We start from the raw sequence: 17,921 nt of genomic DNA on the forward strand, positions 1-17,921 counted from the left end.
TGTCTCTCTCCCGTCACAGGCGGGCGATGTCGCCTCTCGTCATGCGAGGAGCCCTGCGGGGTGGGATGTGGCCCGACAGGAGGATGAGGCGGGTGGCCCGGTGGCGCTGGCCCTCGTAGGGGCTGAGGAGGGCCAGCATTTCCTCGTCGTCGGCGTTTCTGTTGCCTGCCAGGGCGTGGCCGACGATGCCGGGGAGGTGGAGATCGCCGACCGTGACCGCGTCCGCCGCGCCGTTCGACCGCTGGAGGGTCTCGGCCGAGGTCCAGGGACCGATGCCGGGGATCAGTTCCAGGCGGGCCATGGCCTGCGGGAGCTCCATGGCGGCCGCTTCCTCCAGGCGGCGGGCCACGCGTACCGCGCGCAGGATCGTGGCCGAGCGTTTGGCGTCGACGCCTGCGCGGTGCCATTCCCAGGAGGGGATCAGGGACCAGGTGCGGGCGTCCGGCATGACGTGCAGGCCGAGGGCGGTGAACGCGGCGTGGTCCGTGGGGCCGGGCGCCGGGCTGCCGTGCTTGCGGACCAGGTAGCGCCAGGCGCGGTAGGCCTCGTCCGTAGTGACCTTCTGTTCGAGGACCGACGGGATCAGGGACTCCATGACCAGGCCGGTGCGCAGCAGGCGCAGGCCGGGACGGCTGTGCCGGGTCAGGGCGAGCAGCCGGTGGCGCGGGCGGAAGGCCTCCGGGTCGTCCGTCGCGCCGAGCAGCGTCGGGAGCTGGTCCAGCAGCCAGGGTGCGCCAGGTCCCCAGGCCGCCGCCTCGATCCGGCCGTCCCGGGCCGTGACGCGGAGGGTTCCGGCGCCTGCGGGCGTACGGACGGCCCGCCAGACAGCGCCGTCCCGGGTCATCCGGAAGGTGGGGTCGGCGGGGCCGCGGCGCAGCGGGCCGAGGACCAGGCGCAGGTCGAGCGGGCCGGGCGGAGTCCAGTCGCGGCTCAGCGCCTCCGTCGCCGGAGCCGCCACCTGGTGGGGGACGGCCGCGCGAGGGGCACTGCGGGGTGCGAATCGTCCTGCCACGGTGAGGTCCTCGGTCGTCGGGGGTGCCCTGTCGAGAGTAAGACCGACCGGCGAATGGCGAGTGCCCGGCTATTCGTCGGACGAGAAGCGCACCGCGGCGTCCGGCAGGACCGCCCCGCACCAGACGCGGATGCCGTCGCGCAGTTCGTTGTCGGCGCCGACCCGGGCCCCGTCCCCGATGACCGCGCCGCTCAGCACCGTACGGCTGCCGATCCTGGCGCCGGCTCCGACCAGCGAGTCCGTGATCACGGCTCCCGGTTCGACGACCGCGCCGGCCAGTACCGCGGAGCCGTCGATCCGGGCTCCTCGGCCGATCGAAGCGCCCTCGCCGATGACCGTACCGCCGCCGAGTTCGGCGTCGGCGGCGACGGAGGCCGTCGGCAGGACGAGTCGGTCGCCGCACCGGCCCGGGACGGCAGGGGAGGGTGCGAGGCCCAGGACCAGGTCGGCGGAACCGCGTACGAAGGCCTGCGGGGTGCCGAGGTCCAGCCAGTACGTGGAGTCGACCATGCCCTGGAGATGTGCGCCGGAGGCGAGCAGTCCGGGGAAGGTCTCTCGCTCGACGGAAACAGGGTGACCGGCCGGGATAGTGTCGATGACCGACCTGCGGAAGATGTACGCCCCCGCGTTGATCTGGTCGGTGACGATCTCCTCGGGCGTCTCGGGCTTCTCCAGGAACGCGGTGACCCTGCCGCTGCCGTCCGTCGGTACGAGGCCGAAGGGGCGCGGGTCCTCGACCCGGGTGAGGTGGAGGGAGACATCCGCTCCGGATGCGGTGTGCGAGGCGACCAGTTCCCGGATGTCGAGGCCGGTGAGGATGTCGCCGTTGAAGATGAGCACCGGTTCGTCGGGGCCCGCGGTGAGCCGCGACGCGACGTTGCGTATCGCTCCGCCGGTGCCGAGCGGTTCGCGTTCGGTGACGTACTCGATGTGGAGACCGAGCGATGAACCGTCCCCGAAGTACGGTTCGAAGACCTCCGCCAGATAAGAAGTCGCGAGCACGATGTGCTCGACCCCGGCGGCCCGGGCACGCGCCAGCTGGTGCGTGAGAAACGGGACGCCTGCTGCCGGAACCATGGGCTTGGGAGTGTGCACCGTGAGCGGGCGCAGCCTGGTTCCCCTGCCGCCGACCAGGAGGATCGCTTCTCTTGCCTCTGTCACAGCGCTGACTCTGCTTCCTGGTGGGGCCTGGCCTGGTTTCGGCTGGACAGTTTATGCAGATCGGTCCGGCCCGTCCCCGGTCAGCAGCCCACAACGGTCTGCGGCCGCCTTCGCGGCGTTCTGTTCAGCGGCGCCGCCTTTGCAGTGTTCTGTTCAGCGGCCCTGCAGTTGGGCGGAGCTGGTCCGTCTGCCGAACCGGTGTACCCCGCTCCCGGCGCCTCCGCCCGGCCCGGCACCCCCGCGTACCCTTGCGCGGATGAACGCCACCGACCGCACCCCCGCCGACCTGCTGCGTTCCGCGCTCGCCGCGGATCCGGCCCGCCCCTTGGTCACCTTCTACGACGACGCCACCGGAGAACGCGTCGAACTGTCGGTGGCCACCTTCGCCAATTGGGTGGCCAAGACCGCCAACCTCCTGCAAGGCGACCTTGCCGCGGAACCGGGCGACCGGCTCGCCCTTCTGCTGCCCGCGCACTGGCAGTCCGCGGTCTGGCTGCTCGCGTGTTCCTCGGTCGGTGTGATCGCCGAAGTGCAGGGCGACCCGGCCGGCGCCGACCTCGTCGTCAGCGGCCCGGACACGTTGGAGGCCGCGCGCGCCTGCCGCGGCGAGCGGGTCGCCCTGGCGCTGCGCCCGCTGGGCGGCAGGTTCCCGCAGGCACCCGAGGGTTTCGCCGACTACGCGGTCGAGGTACCGGGCCAGGGCGACCGGTTCGCCCCGTTCGCACCCGTGGACCCGGACGCTCCCGCGCTGGCGGTGGGCGGTGCCGAGCTGACGGCGGCGCAACTGGTGGCGCGGGCCCGCGAGGATGCGGCCGGCCTCGGCCTGACCGCCGGGTCGCGGCTGCTGACGGGACGTACGTACAACACCTGGGAAGGCCTGAGTGCGGGGCTGTTCGCGCCGCTGGCCGCCGGGGGGTCCGTGGTCCTGTGCCGGCATCTGGGGCAGCTGGGCGAGGACGGTCTGACGAAGCGCGTCGAGAGTGAACGCATCACCAACACCGCGGCATGACAAGCACCCTGAGGACCACTCATCCGGCCCATACCGGGTCGAGTCCTCAGGGCTGCGCGTCAACTCCGGTACATGATCGGCGGTACAGACCACATGGGACACAACCAAGCGTGAGGTTCAGCCGTCTACTCCTGCGACCGGCGGCCCAGCGCGCCGCCGAACGTGAAGGATGGACGCAGACGTGAACAAAAGCGTCGGCCCACCGGGCGACTCCGACGACTCGGCTGCGGGCAAGGGCACGTCGCAGACCGGGTACGGCTCCGGCGCCGCCCCGGAGCCCCTCGCCGGACACCGGCACCACTGGCTGCGCTGGACCGCGCTCGGCGTCTCGTTCGTCATCCTGGCCTCCGCGGGCGCCGGCTGGTGGCTGTACAAAAAGCTCGACGGAAACATCAGGACCGACACCTCGGCGGCCGCCGAACTGAAGACGTACGAGCGGGAGCGGCCCGCCTCCGTGGTGCACGACGCGGAGAACATTCTGCTCATCGGCACCGACAGCCGGGCCGGTGACAACCGCAAGTACGGTCGTGACGACGGCGGCAGCCAGCGTTCGGACACCACGATCCTGCTGCACCTCGCCGCGGACCGGAAGAGCGTCACAGCGATGTCCCTGCCGCGCGATCTGATGGTAGAGATCCCGGTCTGCCACAAAGCGGACGGTACGGCCACGAAAAAGCAATTCGCCCAGTTCAACTGGGCCTTCGAGTTCGGCGGCACCGCCTGCACGATCCGTACGGTCGAGAAGCTGGCCGACATCCGGATCGACCACCAGATGGTCGTCGACTTCCACGGCTTCAAGGACATGGTCGATGCCGTGGGCGGCGTCGAGGTCTGCCTCAAGAAGCCGGTGGACGACCCCGACGCCCACCTCAAGCTCCCCGCCGGACGCCAGAAACTCGACGGCGAACAGGCCCTGGGGTACGTACGGGCCCGCAAGTCCATCGGCAACGGCAGCGACACCGAACGCATGGACCGCCAGCAACAGTTCCTGGGCGCGCTGGTGAACAAGGTGCAGAGCAACGGCGTACTGCTCAATCCGACCCGTCTCTACCCGGTACTGGACGCCGCCACCAAGTCGCTGACCACGGATCCGGGGCTGGACAGCCTCAAGGACCTGTACGACCTGGTGCGCGGCCTGCGCGACGTACCGACCGACAAGGTGCAGTTCCTGACCGTGCCCCGGCAGCCGTATGCCGCCGACCCGAACCGGGACGAACTCGTCCAGCCTGATGCGAAACGGCTTTTCAAGCGGCTGCGCGAGGACACTCCGGTTGCTGTGGTCCCGGAGGACCAACTCAAGGGTGACGACGGGAAGAACAACGGGAAAAACAATGCCGCGGCCGATACACCGGACGCTGCGGGCCCGAGTCCCACACCGACCTATTCGGGCAACAACGCGGCGGCCGACCTGTGCAAGCAGTAAAGCAATTCCCAAGCAGAGGCCGGTGATCGGCGTGTAATGAGCAGAATGACCAGTTGTAAGGACCGTGGAATTTGTCACGCTCGTCGCTCGATACCGAACCGGGCCGATATTGTGACGCGATCCGGTGCTACCGGCCGCCAGGCCGCGCATTCCCGGAGCGAAAGATCGAGCGCCTGATCGGGGGAGGCGCCTCGCGTGGCACCGACGGAGGACCCAAACAACCGTGGATGCGCAAAGTCGTGGGCGGGCAGATGGAATCGACCCTGCGGACCAGTGGGTTCTCAACCCGCACACCGGTGATTACGAATTGCGACTGAACCAATCCGGAGGGGATTCGACCGGCGCTTCCCAGGCGTCCGGTCCGCGTATACCCAATCGCAGAGAACCGGTCCGCGGCGGTGGCGGCGAGCGCGGAGATACGGCTCGTAACGACAGTGGCGAGCGCGGAGATACGGCTCGTGACAGCAGCGGCGAGCGCCGGGGTCCGGACCCTGACGGGCACGAGTCCGCCCCGCGCCGCGAGGTTATGGGACAGCGCAGCCGCCGTTCGGCCAATGCCCCCCGCAAACAGGAGGGTTCCGGCCACGGCGAGGCATCGGGCCGCCGCAGCCGCAAGGCCCCCAAGGCGCCCAAGGCGCGCCGCAAGAAGGCGCTGCTGTGGACGGGCGGCACGATGGCCTTCGTGCTCGTCGGCCTGTCAGTGGGCGGGTACGCGCTGTACCAGCGCTTCAACGGCAACCTGAACACCGTCGACATCGGCGACGCCGGCAACAAGAACGTCGCCGACGCCGACTCCCCGATCGACATATTGATCATCGGTACCGACAAGCGCACCGGTAAGGGCAACGAGGGTTACGGCGACAAGAACAGCGAGGGCCACGCCGACACCACCATCCTCTTCCACGTCTCCAAGGACCGCACCAACGCGACGGCGCTCAGCATCCCCCGCGACATGATCACCGACATCCCGGACTGCACCGCCAAGCAGCCGGACGGCTCGGAGAAGGTCATTCCGGGGACGCAGGGTGTCCGCTTCAACACCAGCCTCGGCCAGGGCGGCCGCAACCCGGGCTGCACCATGCGTACGGTCGAGGAGATCACCGGCATCAAGCCAGACCACTTCATGATGGTCGACTTCAACGCGGTGAAGGAGTTGTCCACCGCGGTCGGCGGCGTCAAGGTCTGTCTGGCCAAGCCGGTCAAGGACCCGGACTCGCATCTGGACCTGTCGGAGGGCGAGCACCGGATCCAGGGCGAGGACGCTTTGGCGTTCGTACGGACCCGGCACAGCTTCGGCAACGAGAGCGACCTGGACCGGATCAAGGTCCAGCAGCAGTTCATGGCCTCGATGCTCCGGGAGATGCAGTCGAACGACACCCTGACCAGCCCGACCAAGCTGTACGACCTGGCGGACGCGGCGACCAAGGCGCTCACCGTGGACTCCGGCATCGGCTCGGTGACGAAACTGACCTCGCTGGCCCAGGAACTCAGCACGGTGGACACCAAGAACATCACCTTCGTGACGGCGCCGGTCATGGACAACCCCGCCGAGCTGGTCAAGGCCACCGTCGTACTGGACAAGGCCAAGGCCGACCCGCTGTTCGCCATGATGCGCGAGGACGTCTCCCTGACCGAGGTGGAGGCGCAGAAGAAGGCCAAGAAGAGCAAGCAGGACGCGCTCCTCAAGGGCCCCAAGGCCGCCGCGGCCGACGTACGGGTCGATGTGTACAACGGCGGAAAGATCCCAGGCGCCGCGCAGACGACCGTCACCTGGCTGCAGAACAACCAGGGCGTGCTCAAGTCCACGAACAAGGCCAACGCCCCGGCGAAGATCGAAAAGACGACGCTGGAGTACGCGCCGAACCAAGCGGACCAGGCCCGTGCGCTGGCCGCCATGATGGGCCTGCCCAGCTCGGCCATGAAGAAGGGCACCACGGACGCCGAAGGGCTCCAGGCGATGGTGCTGACCCTGGGCAACGACTTCAAGGGCGCGGGCATACCCATCGCGGCACCGAAAAAGGTACCGAAAGACGTTCCGTTGGCAAACGCCGACAAGCCAGAGTGCGCCAAGTGACACCGGGTCACCGCGCCAAACCACGAGTCTTAGCAGCAGGGGGTCCGGTGGGACGTAGCAGTACGCGCGGAGAGGGGACGCGACCACGCGTCCGGCACGCCGGTCAACTCGGCCGGGACAACGGGCCCCACGAGGACGCGCCGGAGAAGGGCCCGGACTCCGGCGCCGGCGCGGCAAACGGCGGCCACCACCGGGGTGGGCCGAAGCGGCACGGCAAGAAGGGCAAGCGCCGGGTCCTGCGCTGGGGCGCCTCGGTTCTCGCGCTGTTGATACTCGGCGGCGCCGGCGCCGGATACCTCTACTACGAGCACCTCAACAGCAACCTCAAGAAGGCCGACCTGACGCTCGGCGACAAGAAGATGGCCGACCACAAGGCCAATGCCGCCGGTCAGACCCCGCTGAACATCCTGCTCATAGGCTCGGACGCGCGGGACTCCAAGAAGAACCAGAAGCTCGGCGGGGCCAAGAACACCTTCGGGGCGCCCCCGCTGGCCGATGTGCAGATGCTGCTTCATCTCTCCGCCGACCGCAGCAACATGTCGGTGATCAGCATGCCGCGCGACACGCTGCTGAAGATCCCGAAGTGCACCAACCCGGAGACGGGGCGCGTCTACCCCGCGACCACGGGCCTGGAGATGACCAACCAGACGCTCGAACGCGGCGGTCCCGGATGCTCCGTGGCCACCTGGTACGAGCTTACCGGCATCACCATCGACCACTTCATGATGATCGACTTCGCCGGTGTGGTCTCGATGGCCGACGCGATCGGCGGCGTCCCGGTCTGTGTCAAGGGCAACGTCTACTCCCACACGAGTGCCGGCAAGGGCTCCGGGCTGAAGCTGGAGAAGGGCACCACGAAGATCAAGGGCGAGCAGGCCCTCCAGTGGCTGCGGACCCGCTACGGCTTCGAGGACGGCACCGACCTCGGCCGCACCCACGCCCAGCACATGTACATGAACTCGATGGTCCGTGAGCTGCGCAAGGGCACCAAGCTCACCGACCCGGGCAAGCTGACGAGCCTTGCCGAGGCGGCGATCGACGCGCTGACGGTCGACAAGGGGATCGACACGGTCAAGAAGCTGTACGACCTCGCGGATGAGCTCAAGAAGGCGCCCACCAACCGCATCACCATGACGACGATGCCGAACGTCTACGGGACGGGCGTGAACCGCGAACGGGTCCTCCCGAAGCCCGGCGAGGCCGATCAGCTGTTCCAGATGGTCCGCGACGACATCCCGCTGGACGGAAAGGCGTCCAAGCACAAGGCCCCGGCCGCCAAGAAGCCCACGACGCCCCTCGCCGAGATCCCGGTGAGCGTCCGCAACGGAACCCGGACCGAAACCGAGTACCCGGCCAAGGGCCGCGCCTCGGCGGTCAAGGAACTGCTGGCCGGGAAGGGCTTCACGCAGGCCACGGTCGATGCGCAGAACACCGACGCGACACCGCGGACCGGGGTGCTCTTCCCCAGCGTGGACATGGAGGGCAATGCCCAGGCCGTCGCCAAGGCGCTCGGCATCCCGCTCTCGGCGGTGAAGAAGTCGACCGCCGTCTCCGGCATCACCCTGACCGTGGGAGCCGACTGGCGCGAGAACGGGGACTACGTCGCGCCCGCCAAGAAGGAGAAGGCCCCGGAGAGCGCCCGCGCCCTGAACGGCGGCGACGAAAAGGCCTGCATGGACATTCAGCCGGGCTTCGGCTGGTAGCTCCGGACCGGTCACAACGTACTGTGGGGGCCTTCCGGCACATCGGAAGGCCCCCACACCGCGTCGGCAGCTACACCGTGACGGCCGGGCGCCGGCTGGCGATGACCTTCTTCGCCAGCGAGCGCGGGCTGGTCAGGAAGCCGTATCCCCACGACATGTGCATGGTCGCGAGGGCCACCGGGATCTGTGCCCGCGCCTTCAGCGACAGGCCCTTGCCCGCCGGAACGGACCCGGCGACGATCGCCGCGACGTACCCGGCGGGGACGACGAACGCCCACGGGGTGACGACCGCACCGACCACGATGCCCGCCGCGATCGCACAGACGGCGGTGGGCGGCGCCAGGTAGCGCAGATTGATCGAGCCGGAGTGGTAGCGGGCGACGACGTGCCGCCAGCGGCCGTAGTCCTTGTACTGCTTGGCGAGCGCCTTGATGGAGGGCCGCGGCCGGTACTGCACCTTCAGCTCGGGCGAGAACCAGATCAGACCGCCCGCCTCGCGGATGCGGAAGTTCAGTTCCCAGTCCTGGGCGCGGATGAACTCCACGTTGTAGCCGTCCGCCTTCTCCAGGGCCTCACGGCGGAACACACCGAGATATACGGTCTCGGCCGGGCCCGCCTGGCCGCCGGTGTGGAAGGCCGCGTTGCCGACACCGATCTTCGACGTCATGGCCGCGGCCACGGCGTCCTCCCAGGCGTTCTCACCCTCGGCGTGCATGATGCCGCCGACGTTCTGCGCACCCGTCTCCTCCAGGAGGCGGACGGCCGTCGCGATGTAGTTCGGCGAGAGCATGCCGTGACCGTCGACCCGCACGACCACGGGGTGGCGGGAGGCCTTGATCGCGGCGTTGAGGGCGGCGGGGGTGCGGCCGGTCGGGTTCGGAACGGTGTGGACCCGGGGGTCCTCGCGTACCAGCTCCGCGGCGATCTCGTCCGTACGGTCCGTGGAGGGGCCCAGCGCGATCACCACCTCCATCTCTCCCGCGTACTCCTGCTCCAGGATGTGCCGGACGGAGTTCCTGAGATGGCGTTCCTCATTGAGCACCGGCATGATCACGGAGACGGCGGGGTGCTGCGCGGCAGACATGGTGGTCCTCGGGTGGTCCTCGGGGGCGCCGGGGGTTCGCACCCCACCAGGCGGCGTTATTCGGCCGCCACGTTACCGCGAATGGGGGACACCGGCGCGCGCCACCGGGCTGCTTCGCGGACCGCAGATCATATGGGCCTACTGTGCGAACGGTCGCCCTTGCACCGCGGAGGTTCCCCCCGTGCCCACACCGCACCCCTCCCCCGTTTCGTCGCACTCCCGCCCGGCTCCGCCGCAGCGCAGGTCCAGAAAGCAGGACGAACGGCCGCGCTGGGGCATGCGCGTGGTGACCGGCATTTCCGTGCTGGTGCTCGGGGCCGGCGGCATCGGCCATGCGGTGGTGACCAGCCTGGAGACCGGGATCGACCGGATCGACCCGTTCAAGGACATGAAGAACCGGCCCCGGGCGGGCTACGGCACGAATCTCCTGCTCGTGGGCACCGACGGCCGCGACAGGATCACCCAGGAGGAGAAGCAGAAGTACCGGCTGGGCGGTGCGCCCTGCAACTGCACCGACGCGGTCATGCTGGTGCATCTGTCCGCGGACAAGGAGCGCGCGAGCATCGTCTCGCTGCCGCGGGACAGCTACGCCGAGATCCCCGAGCACAAGGACCGGACGACCGGCCGGATGCGCGCCGCCCACCCGGTGAAGCTGAACGCCGCCTACGCCGAGGGCGGGCCCGGCCTGACCGTGCGTACCGTCGAGCACATGACGGGCGTCAAGATCGACCACTACCTGGAGGTCGACTTCACCAGCTTCATGAAGACGGTGGACACCCTGGGCGGGGTGCAGATCTGCACGACCCGGCCGTTGAAGGACGCGTACACCGGTCTCGATCTCCCTGCGGGCACCCATGATCTGGACGGCGGGCAGGCGCTTCAGTACGTGCGCTCCCGGCATATCGACGGGGCCTCCGACCTGGGCCGGATGCAGCGTCAGCAGAAGTTCCTCGCCTCGCTGATCAAGCAGGCGGCCCACAGCGGTGTGCTGATGAACCCGGTGAAGTTCCGGGACGTCGCCTCGGCGATGCTGGGCTCGGTCCGGGCCGACAAGGGGTTCGGTACGGAGCAGATGCTGGAGCTCGGCCAGGCGATGCGCGGCTTCTCCCCCGCCTCGTCCGAGTTCGCCTCCGTGCCGATGGGGAATGTCGCCTACCCGGTCAAGGGCATCGGCTCCACGGTCAAGTGGGACGAGCGGAAGTCGAAAAAGCTCTTCCAGGCGCTGCGCGACGACCGGCCGCTCACCCCGGTGCGCCCCGAGCAGGTGAAGGCCGTGAAGGTCGGTGTCGCCCCGCAGCAGATCCGGGTCCAGGTCTACAACGGGACCTCGAAGGACGGACTCGGCAAGACGGTCGACGACGCACTGCGCGCCACCGGTTTCAACACCACACGGGCCCCGCAGAACGGGGAGCCGCAGGGTCTCAAGCACACCCTGATCGCCTACGACCCGCGCTGGGACCTTTCCGCGAAGTCCCTGGCCGTGGCAGTGCCCGGGGCCGAGCTGCGGGCGGTGCGGGGGCAGGGCCCCACGATGAAGGTGACGGCGGGCGCGGACTTCGAGAAGGTGCAACGGGTGCGGGCCGAGGAGACGAACCGGGGCGAATTCGGCGCGGTCACGGGCGACCAGGTGGCCTGCCCGTGACCGCGGGTACGCCGGGGTTCAGACCGACCGGCAAATGGGGGGTGGGAGAAGGAGCGGGGCTGGGTGCGTGCAGCTGCAAGGCGAAGGATTGAGACATGGCGGAGCCATGGTGATTGACGACAACGCGGCAGATGCGCGTGCCCAGCCCCGCGACGCCGCCCCCCATTTGCCGGTCGGTCTTAGTCCTCGATGCCGTCCGCCACGCGCTTCTCGCGCAGTTCCTTGATCGCGCGGCGCCGGGCGAGGCGATGGGTGCGCCGGATCTGCGCCTCCTGGTAGCGCCGCTTGTCGCGTTCGGTCTCCGGGATCACCTGCGGTACGGGGCGCGGCTTGCCGTCCGCGTCGACCGCGGCGAACACCAGATACGCGCTGCCGACTTGCTGGGCGGGGGTGGATTCGTTCCACCGCTCGGCCATGACCCGGACGCCGACCTCCATCGAGGAGCGGCCCGTCCAGTTCACCTGGGCGCGGACGTGAACAAGGTCACCCACGCGGACCGGCTCCAGGAAGACCATTTCGTCCATCGAGGCCGTCACCGCGGGTCCGCCGGAGTGCCGGCCGGCCACGGCACCGGCCGCGTCGTCCACCAGTTTCATGATCACACCACCGTGCACCGTACCCAGCAGATTGGTGTCGCTGCCGGTCATGATGTGGCTGAGGGTGGTCCGGGAAGCGGCGGTCGGCTTGCCCGGAATGTCGCCCTCCGGGCGTGGGGCCTGATCTGTCATACCGTCCACCTTATGCGCGGGCTTCCGCTCGGCGGCAATGCATCAGCTTCGCAACAGCCCCGATGCGATTTCCCGTACCCCCTGTAATAGCGGGGCGCCCGGCCTGCACACTGGTCCGCATGAACGATTGGCCCGAGGGCTGGACCGACGACAACCGCAGCGGCCACCGCTACGGACAGGGCAGCGACAGCGACCGGCCCGAGAGCGCCCGTGTGATGCGGCACGTCCAGCGGCGTCCGGCACCGCCGCAGCAGCGCCCCGCACCGCCCGGGCCCCGGCAGCCGCCCCAGTACTCCGGCGGCTACGACAACAGCGCAGGGTACGACAGCGGTTACAACACGGGCCAGGTCTACGGCGGCGGTGGCAACGGTGGCGGCCGGGGCAACGGCTATGGCGGTGGCGGCCGGAGCGACGGCGGTTACGTCCAGTCGCGTCCGGCGCCCGACTGGCGCCGCCGAATAAAGGTAGGCGCGCTGTCCCTGGCCGTCGTGGTGCTCGCGGTCTCCATCGGCACGTACTTCTGGGCCGACTCCAAGCTCAAGCGCGAGGTGGACCTCTCCAAGGTCATCGAGCGGCCGGAGAGCGGCGACGGCACCAACTACCTGATCGTCGGTTCCGACAGCCGCGCAGGCATGACCGCCGAGGACAAGAAGAAGCTCCACACGGGCTCCGCCGAGGGCAAGCGGACCGACTCGATGATGATCCTGCACGACGGATCGAACGGCCCGACGCTGATCTCCCTGCCGCGTGACTCGAACGTCGAGATCCCCTCGTACAAGGGATCCGACTCCGGCAAGGTCTACCCGGCCCGTGGCCGCTTCACCAAGCTGAACGCCGCGTACGCCGAGGACGGACCCGAACTCCTCGTCCGGACCGTCGAGTTCAACACCGGTCTGCACATCGACCACTACGTCGAGATCGGCTTCGGCGGCTTCGCCAAGATCGTGGACGCGATCGGCGGGGTGGAGATGGACATCCCCAAGGCGTTCAAGGACAAAAAGTCCGGCGCCGACTTCAAGGCGGGCAAGCAGACGCTGAACGGCGAGCAGTCGCTGGCCTTCGTGCGGACCCGGTACGCCTTCGCGGGCAGCGACCTGGACCGTACGAAGAACCAGCAGAAGTTCCTCGCAGCGCTGGCGAGTCAGACGGCGACGCCGTCCACGATCCTCAACCCGTTCAAGCTGTACCCGACGATGAGCGCCGGCCTGGACACCCTGATCGTGGACAAGGACATGTCGATCTGGTCTCTGGGGCAGATGTTCTTCGCCATGAAGGGCGTCACGGGCGGTGACGGCACATCGATGAACATGCCCATCTCGGGCTCCACCGGCGGCAATCTGGTCTGGGACAAGGCCAAGGTCAAGCAGCTGGTGGAACAGCTCAACAACGACGAGAAGGTCACCGTCTCCGACGACTGACGACGCCTGGCAACAGGGCCCGGACGGTTCGCCGTCCGGGCCCTGTTGCCAGGCCCGCGCCGGGTTCCGGCCCCACCGCTATTCGCTGTAGTCGATGTTGCCCCATTCATCCATCGTGGGATGGATCTGCGTGGGTTCCTGGACGTCGATGTCAGAGCGCCGTGGACCTTCCGGACCGGCGGGACCGACGCGCATCATCCGTTCGATCCGAGCGATCTCGAAGCAACGCCCCCTTACGTTCAGCTCGTTGGGCCGCAGTCGCCGTGTGAACGCCTCCGCCGCCCGCGCGTACACGGCGGCCTCCTGCTCGTCGGCCTCCCCGGTCAGCGGCAGGACCGTCTTCAGATAGTGGGCCAGTGAGCGCCGCGCGTCCTGCGGGGTGGGGTGCTGACTCGACGCCATCGACCAGGACTTCTCCTTGCGCTCCATCACCCGGAAGACGACCGGCAGCAGCACCAGGCCCGGATGGGTCCTCAACGCCCGTTGTGAATCCGCCAGTACATCGGGCGGGAAGCGCTCCGAAGTGTACGAGAGCGGCACCAGGCCCATCCGGTCCAGGCCCTCCGTCAGCCCTACCGCCGCCGCGTGGTCGATGACGAAGCCCTTGGTGGTCGAGGGCGTGCGCGGCTGGGTCTCCCAGCCCTCCGAGTCGACGTCCGTGGGCCTGGGCGGCTCCAGGCGCCCCTCGCCGGTCCGGGCGAACTCGTCGGCGCGCACGACGCGGTAGCGCGTATCACCGACGGTCAGTTCATTCAGCGGCTCGGTCTCCAGCCGGGCCACCGCGTCCAGCAGGATGCGCCGCTCGCGGGGGTCGTCCGTTTCGTCCTTGGCCTTGAACCAGAGATGGGAGTTCAACTCGTCGCGGGCATCCTGCGGAAAGCCGGTGCCCATGTCGGTCAGCAGCCGCCATCGCGGCCGCTCGCCGCGGCGCTGCTCGGCGATACCGAAGAGCGGCCCCCGGACCACGATCTTCCCGTACGTCCGGGACGCGGCGAACGCGTCCGCCTCGGTGACCAGGGACACCGGGTCGTCCCGACGCTGCACATTGATGACGAGGTGATCCGGCGGTGCCTGATAGTGATCGTTCATGCACCCAGTGTGCCGATGACGTGGGTGGAAGGTACGGGGAATACGGGAACGCGTTTCCCTGGTACGCGCACCGAGGCGGCCCTTGACCGCCTCGGTGCGGGGAGGACGGCGAGGACGACGAGGGCTGACGGAAGTCGTCGTGCACGGGCTGCCGGCCGAGCGGGATCAGCGCTCGGCAGCGTAGGAGACGAAGCCCGCCCAGGCGTCGGGCCCGAAGGCGAGGCGAGGGCCTTGAGCGTTCTTGGAGTCACGAACGTGGGCCGCACCGGGTACGCACGCGACCTCGACGCAGTCGTTACCGTCGCCACTGCTGCTGTAACTGCTCTTGAACCACTCCAGCTCCGAGTCGTCCCCGGCAGAGGGCTTGTGGATCATGTCTCTCCCAGAACTTGCTCGATAAAGGCCAGCGACTCACGCGGCGTAAGAGCCTGGGCCCGGATCATCCCATAGCGCAACCCAAGGATTCTGAGCTGCTTCGGGTCAGAGACCGGACGGCCGCTGAACGCACCCTCGGAACGCCCCACCGCACTACCGTCGGGGAACTTCAGCACCTCGATCAGCCCACCCGTCCCAGGATGTTCCTCGCGATGGGTCGGCATCACCTGGATCGCCACATTCCGCAACTGCCCTACTTCCAAGAGGCGTTCGAGTTGTCGGCGCAGCACCATTGTGCCTCCGACCGGGCGGCGAAGCGTCACCTCTTCCTGGACAAAGCTCAGCGACGGAAGGGGATCCCGGTCGAAGATGGATCGTCGGGCCATGCGAGCGGCCACCACCCGGTCCATCTCATCCAGCGTGTAGGCCGGCAGCCACGACGCGAACAGGGCCCGCATATGCTCCTCGGTCTGCAACAGGCCGTTGATGTTGTGGTGGTGGTACGCCTCCAACTCAACGGCCTTGGCCTCCAGCTTCGCCAGATCCCGAACCTTCTTCGGGTACCGGACCTCCGCCACATCCCGCTTCATCGCAGCGAGCTTCCCACCCGCACCCAGCACCTCGTCCGCCCTGTCCAGAAACTCCGGACGAGGGATGCGCCGCCCGCCCTCCACCTTGTAGATCAGGTCTTCCCCGTACCCGATCGCGGTCCCGAACTCGCCGGCCCGCAGCCCCGCCGCCTCCCGCCACGCCTTGATTTGGCGGCCCACCGCTGCGACCACGGCCACCCCCGGCTCGTCATCGGGAACGCACGCCCGGCCACGCTGAGTGCCGTGACCCAAGAAATCCCCCGAACCGAACATTCCGTTCCCACCCGGCAGTTCACCGTGACCGCTCCACCAGGTCGCGGAGGCCCACGACTCGGTGAGCCACGTCGCCGCGCCCCACGACGCATAAAGCTTTGAAGAACCTGGGAAATCACCCTCCCCACCCAAACCCGACCCCACCCCGGCCGCGTCACTCGCGCGGGTGACATAGGGCAACTGGGCTGGATTTCACACGGGTTGGCAGGCATATGCTCGCCGCGCCAGTTGCAGACATGCGACGGCCCCCGGCGAGACACCACTCTCGACCGAGGGCCTGACCACCAAGGAAGTAAAGGGCTTCCCGATGGATACCCAGCAGATTACCGCGCCCCCGTGCGCCCCGCCCCCCACTCCCGGGGGCGCCACACCGTCATCCGGTGTCATCCACATCAACTTCCGGCACACCGCAGGCTTCACCGTCATCGGCAACCACCTCGCCCAGCACCGCGGACTCTCCCTCACCGCGATCGGGCTCGCCGCCCACATCCAGTCGCTCCCCGCCGGAGCCAGGATCGGCATCAAACACCTCGCCGAACGCTTCCCCGAGAGCGAGACCCGCATCGCCGCCGCCCTGCGCGAACTCGAAGCCACCGGCTACCTGCACCGCAGCCGCGTACGCCTCCCCGACGGCCGCATCGTTACGCGCACGGTCTCGTACAACCAGCCAGGCGCCACCGCGTCCACCGCGTCCGCCACCCCAGTACCCGAGCCGCGGACCAGGCGCAGCAAACCGGCAGCCCCGCGGCCTGCACCGCCGCCACTACCAAGCGAGCCCGCGCCCGAACCGGCACCCGCTCCAGCCCCGATTCCCCTACTCGTGCCGAACCCCGCCCAGGCACCACAAACCCCCGTACCGCAATCAGCGCCCGCATCACCCCCGGCGCCCGCACCGCAGCCGCACCCCGCCCCCGTCCTCGTACCGGCCCCCACCGCACGCACGACACCGCCTCCGCCACTCCCCCAGCCGCAGGCGCTGAACCCTGAGCTTCAGCGCACGGCCTCCGTGCTCCTCGCCGACCTGCGCCGCCACGCACCTCAACTCGTCCTCTCCGAGAACGACATCCGCGCCCTCACCCCAGGCGTCGCCACCTGGCTTGAACGCGACGCCCACCCCGACACCATCCGCCACGCCCTCATCACCGACCTCCCGCGCCCCCTGAAGCACCCGGCCATGCTCCTGCGCCACCGGATCACGACCCTCCTGCCACCGCCGCTTCCGGGAGCCCAGGACCCAACACTCGCGCACCCCGGCGTCATCGTCATCCCGCTCCAGAACTGCGACGGCTGCGACCGCGCCTTCCGCTCCCGCCACCCCGGCCGGTGCCGAGACTGCCGCGCCGAACCGCACACAGCCGCCTGACCGAAACATCACCAACAACCCGAACGGACCCGCATGGTCAGCTCGCGCCACGAGGCAATGCACCGCATCTTCCAGGACTACCCGGGCCTCTTCTCCGGCGTCTCCGAAGTGCTCGGAGTCGCCATCCCACCACCCACCTCAGTCACCCTTATGCCCACCGACCTCACCGAGGCCCGACCGGTCGAACGTCGCGTAGACACCCTGCTGCGGATCGAAACCGAGGACCAGGGCCCCTTCCTCCTCGCCATCGAGGCCCAGGGCAAGAAGGACCCCGACAAGACCGTCAGCTGGCCCTACTACGTCACCTACCTCAACAACAAATACCGGCTGCCATCCCTGCTACTGGTCGTCTGCCAGGACCACGCCACCGCCGAATGGGCCGCACGCCCGATCTCCATCGGCCTCCGCCAATGGCAGACACTCGCCCTGTACCCCCTCGTCGCCGGCCCGCACAACATGCCCGTCATCACCGAAGTGGCCGAAGCCCGCAAAGACCTCGCACTCGCCTCCCTGGCCGCCATCACACACGCTGACAATCCGGACGTCGGTGCCATACTGAAAACCCTGTCCGCCACACTGCGGGACGTGCCGGAAACCATCGCCGATCCCATCGTCGAACTCATCGCACAGGGCCTGGGCAACCGCCCGGCCGCACAACAGTGGAGGAACCTGGTGGCCGTGGACCTTTCTTTCTACAAGTCAGCCCTATCCGAAGAAATCCGGGACGAAGGCCGGGACGAAGGCCGAGCCGAGGGCCGAGCCGAAGGACTCCTGCTCATCCTCGACGTACGCGGAATCGCGGTCACCGACGAGACCCGCCAGAAAATCACCAGCTGCGACGACCCCCAACTCCTGCACCAGTGGCTCAACCGCGCCGCCACCGCCACCACCGCCGAGGAAATCTTCGCCGAGGAGTAGCCCCCGCCCCGACGGCTGCGCCCTCCCATGTGCAGGCCCGCCTCCCGTTCACGACTTCC

The 17,921-nt window shown here is 68.7% G+C and carries 15 protein-coding genes; 8 read left to right on the forward strand and 7 right to left on the reverse strand.

Features of this window, described 5'->3' with window-relative positions:
* Positions 1–13: 13 nt before the first annotated feature.
* Both ACH4EW_RS27255 and ACH4EW_RS27260 read right to left on the reverse strand, forming a co-directional pair.
* Complete coding sequence (locus tag ACH4EW_RS27255) at positions 14–1,012, reverse strand: DNA-3-methyladenine glycosylase family protein (protein ID WP_398261277.1); 999 nt, start codon at positions 1,010–1,012, stop codon at positions 14–16.
* 69 nt (positions 1,013–1,081) lie between these two features.
* Entirely contained in the window at positions 1,082–2,173 is a 1,092-nt protein-coding gene (locus tag ACH4EW_RS27260) for a sugar phosphate nucleotidyltransferase (protein ID WP_398261279.1), read from the reverse strand.
* 256 nt (positions 2,174–2,429) lie between these two features.
* On the opposite strand from ACH4EW_RS27260, the gene ACH4EW_RS27265 reads away from it, so the two are divergent.
* From ACH4EW_RS27265 to ACH4EW_RS27280, 4 genes are all read left to right on the forward strand, one after another.
* A complete protein-coding gene (locus tag ACH4EW_RS27265) occupies positions 2,430–3,182 on the forward strand; it encodes a TIGR03089 family protein (RefSeq protein WP_398261281.1) in 753 nt (250 codons plus the stop codon).
* A 181-nt stretch (positions 3,183–3,363) separates the two neighbouring features.
* Entirely contained in the window at positions 3,364–4,605 is a 1,242-nt protein-coding gene (locus tag ACH4EW_RS27270; RefSeq protein ID WP_398261283.1) for an LCP family protein, read from the forward strand.
* A gap of 223 nt (positions 4,606–4,828) precedes the next feature.
* On the forward strand, positions 4,829–6,679 hold the full coding sequence (locus ACH4EW_RS27275; RefSeq protein ID WP_398261285.1) for an LCP family protein: 1,851 nt from the start codon (positions 4,829–4,831) through the stop codon (positions 6,677–6,679).
* Between the two features lie 47 nt (positions 6,680–6,726).
* Positions 6,727–8,382, forward strand: a complete 1,656-nt coding sequence (locus tag ACH4EW_RS27280; RefSeq protein WP_398261287.1) for an LCP family protein — start codon at positions 6,727–6,729, stop codon at positions 8,380–8,382.
* A gap of 70 nt (positions 8,383–8,452) precedes the next feature.
* Here the strand turns inward: ACH4EW_RS27280 and ACH4EW_RS27285 are convergent, their stop codons facing one another.
* On the reverse strand, positions 8,453–9,466 hold the full coding sequence (locus ACH4EW_RS27285; protein ID WP_398261289.1) for a glycosyltransferase family 2 protein: 1,014 nt from the start codon (positions 9,464–9,466) through the stop codon (positions 8,453–8,455).
* A 277-nt stretch (positions 9,467–9,743) separates the two neighbouring features.
* Between ACH4EW_RS27285 and ACH4EW_RS27290 the strand changes: the two genes are divergently transcribed.
* Positions 9,744–11,108 (forward strand): LCP family protein, encoded by a 1,365-nt coding sequence (locus ACH4EW_RS27290; RefSeq protein ID WP_398261392.1) that lies wholly within the window; start codon positions 9,744–9,746, stop codon positions 11,106–11,108.
* A 179-nt stretch (positions 11,109–11,287) separates the two neighbouring features.
* Here the strand turns inward: ACH4EW_RS27290 and ACH4EW_RS27295 are convergent, their stop codons facing one another.
* Entirely contained in the window at positions 11,288–11,836 is a 549-nt protein-coding gene (locus tag ACH4EW_RS27295; protein ID WP_398261291.1) for an acyl-CoA thioesterase, read from the reverse strand.
* Positions 11,837–11,955: 119 nt separating this feature from the next.
* On the opposite strand from ACH4EW_RS27295, the gene ACH4EW_RS27300 reads away from it, so the two are divergent.
* Complete coding sequence (locus tag ACH4EW_RS27300) at positions 11,956–13,254, forward strand: LCP family protein (protein WP_398261293.1); 1,299 nt, start codon at positions 11,956–11,958, stop codon at positions 13,252–13,254.
* A 78-nt stretch (positions 13,255–13,332) separates the two neighbouring features.
* On the opposite strand, the gene ACH4EW_RS27305 is transcribed toward ACH4EW_RS27300, so the two are convergent.
* From ACH4EW_RS27305 to ACH4EW_RS27315, 3 genes are all read right to left on the reverse strand, one after another.
* Positions 13,333–14,343 carry a DUF5954 family protein gene (locus ACH4EW_RS27305; protein WP_398261295.1) on the reverse strand — a complete coding sequence of 337 codons (1,011 nt, stop codon included), beginning with the start codon at positions 14,341–14,343 and terminating at the stop codon, positions 13,333–13,335.
* A gap of 165 nt (positions 14,344–14,508) precedes the next feature.
* Entirely contained in the window at positions 14,509–14,718 is a 210-nt protein-coding gene (locus ACH4EW_RS27310; protein WP_398261297.1) for a DUF397 domain-containing protein, read from the reverse strand.
* Positions 14,715–15,581 carry a helix-turn-helix domain-containing protein gene (locus ACH4EW_RS27315; RefSeq protein ID WP_398261394.1) on the reverse strand — a complete coding sequence of 289 codons (867 nt, stop codon included), beginning with the start codon at positions 15,579–15,581 and terminating at the stop codon, positions 14,715–14,717. Before ACH4EW_RS27315 ends, ACH4EW_RS27310 begins: the two co-directional genes overlap by 4 nt.
* Positions 15,582–15,888: 307 nt before the next feature.
* Here ACH4EW_RS27315 and ACH4EW_RS27320 point away from each other — a divergent pair, with 307 nt between their 5' ends.
* Both ACH4EW_RS27320 and ACH4EW_RS27325 read left to right on the forward strand, forming a co-directional pair.
* A complete protein-coding gene (locus ACH4EW_RS27320) occupies positions 15,889–16,944 on the forward strand; it encodes a helix-turn-helix domain-containing protein (protein ID WP_398261299.1) in 1,056 nt (351 codons plus the stop codon).
* Between the two features lie 33 nt (positions 16,945–16,977).
* A complete protein-coding gene (locus ACH4EW_RS27325) occupies positions 16,978–17,862 on the forward strand; it encodes a hypothetical protein (RefSeq protein ID WP_398261301.1) in 885 nt (294 codons plus the stop codon).
* The last annotated feature ends 59 nt before the right edge of the window (positions 17,863–17,921 follow it).

This window comes from Streptomyces sp. NPDC018000 (assembly GCF_044328025.1).
Lineage (GTDB): Bacteria > Actinomycetota > Actinomycetes > Streptomycetales > Streptomycetaceae > Streptomyces.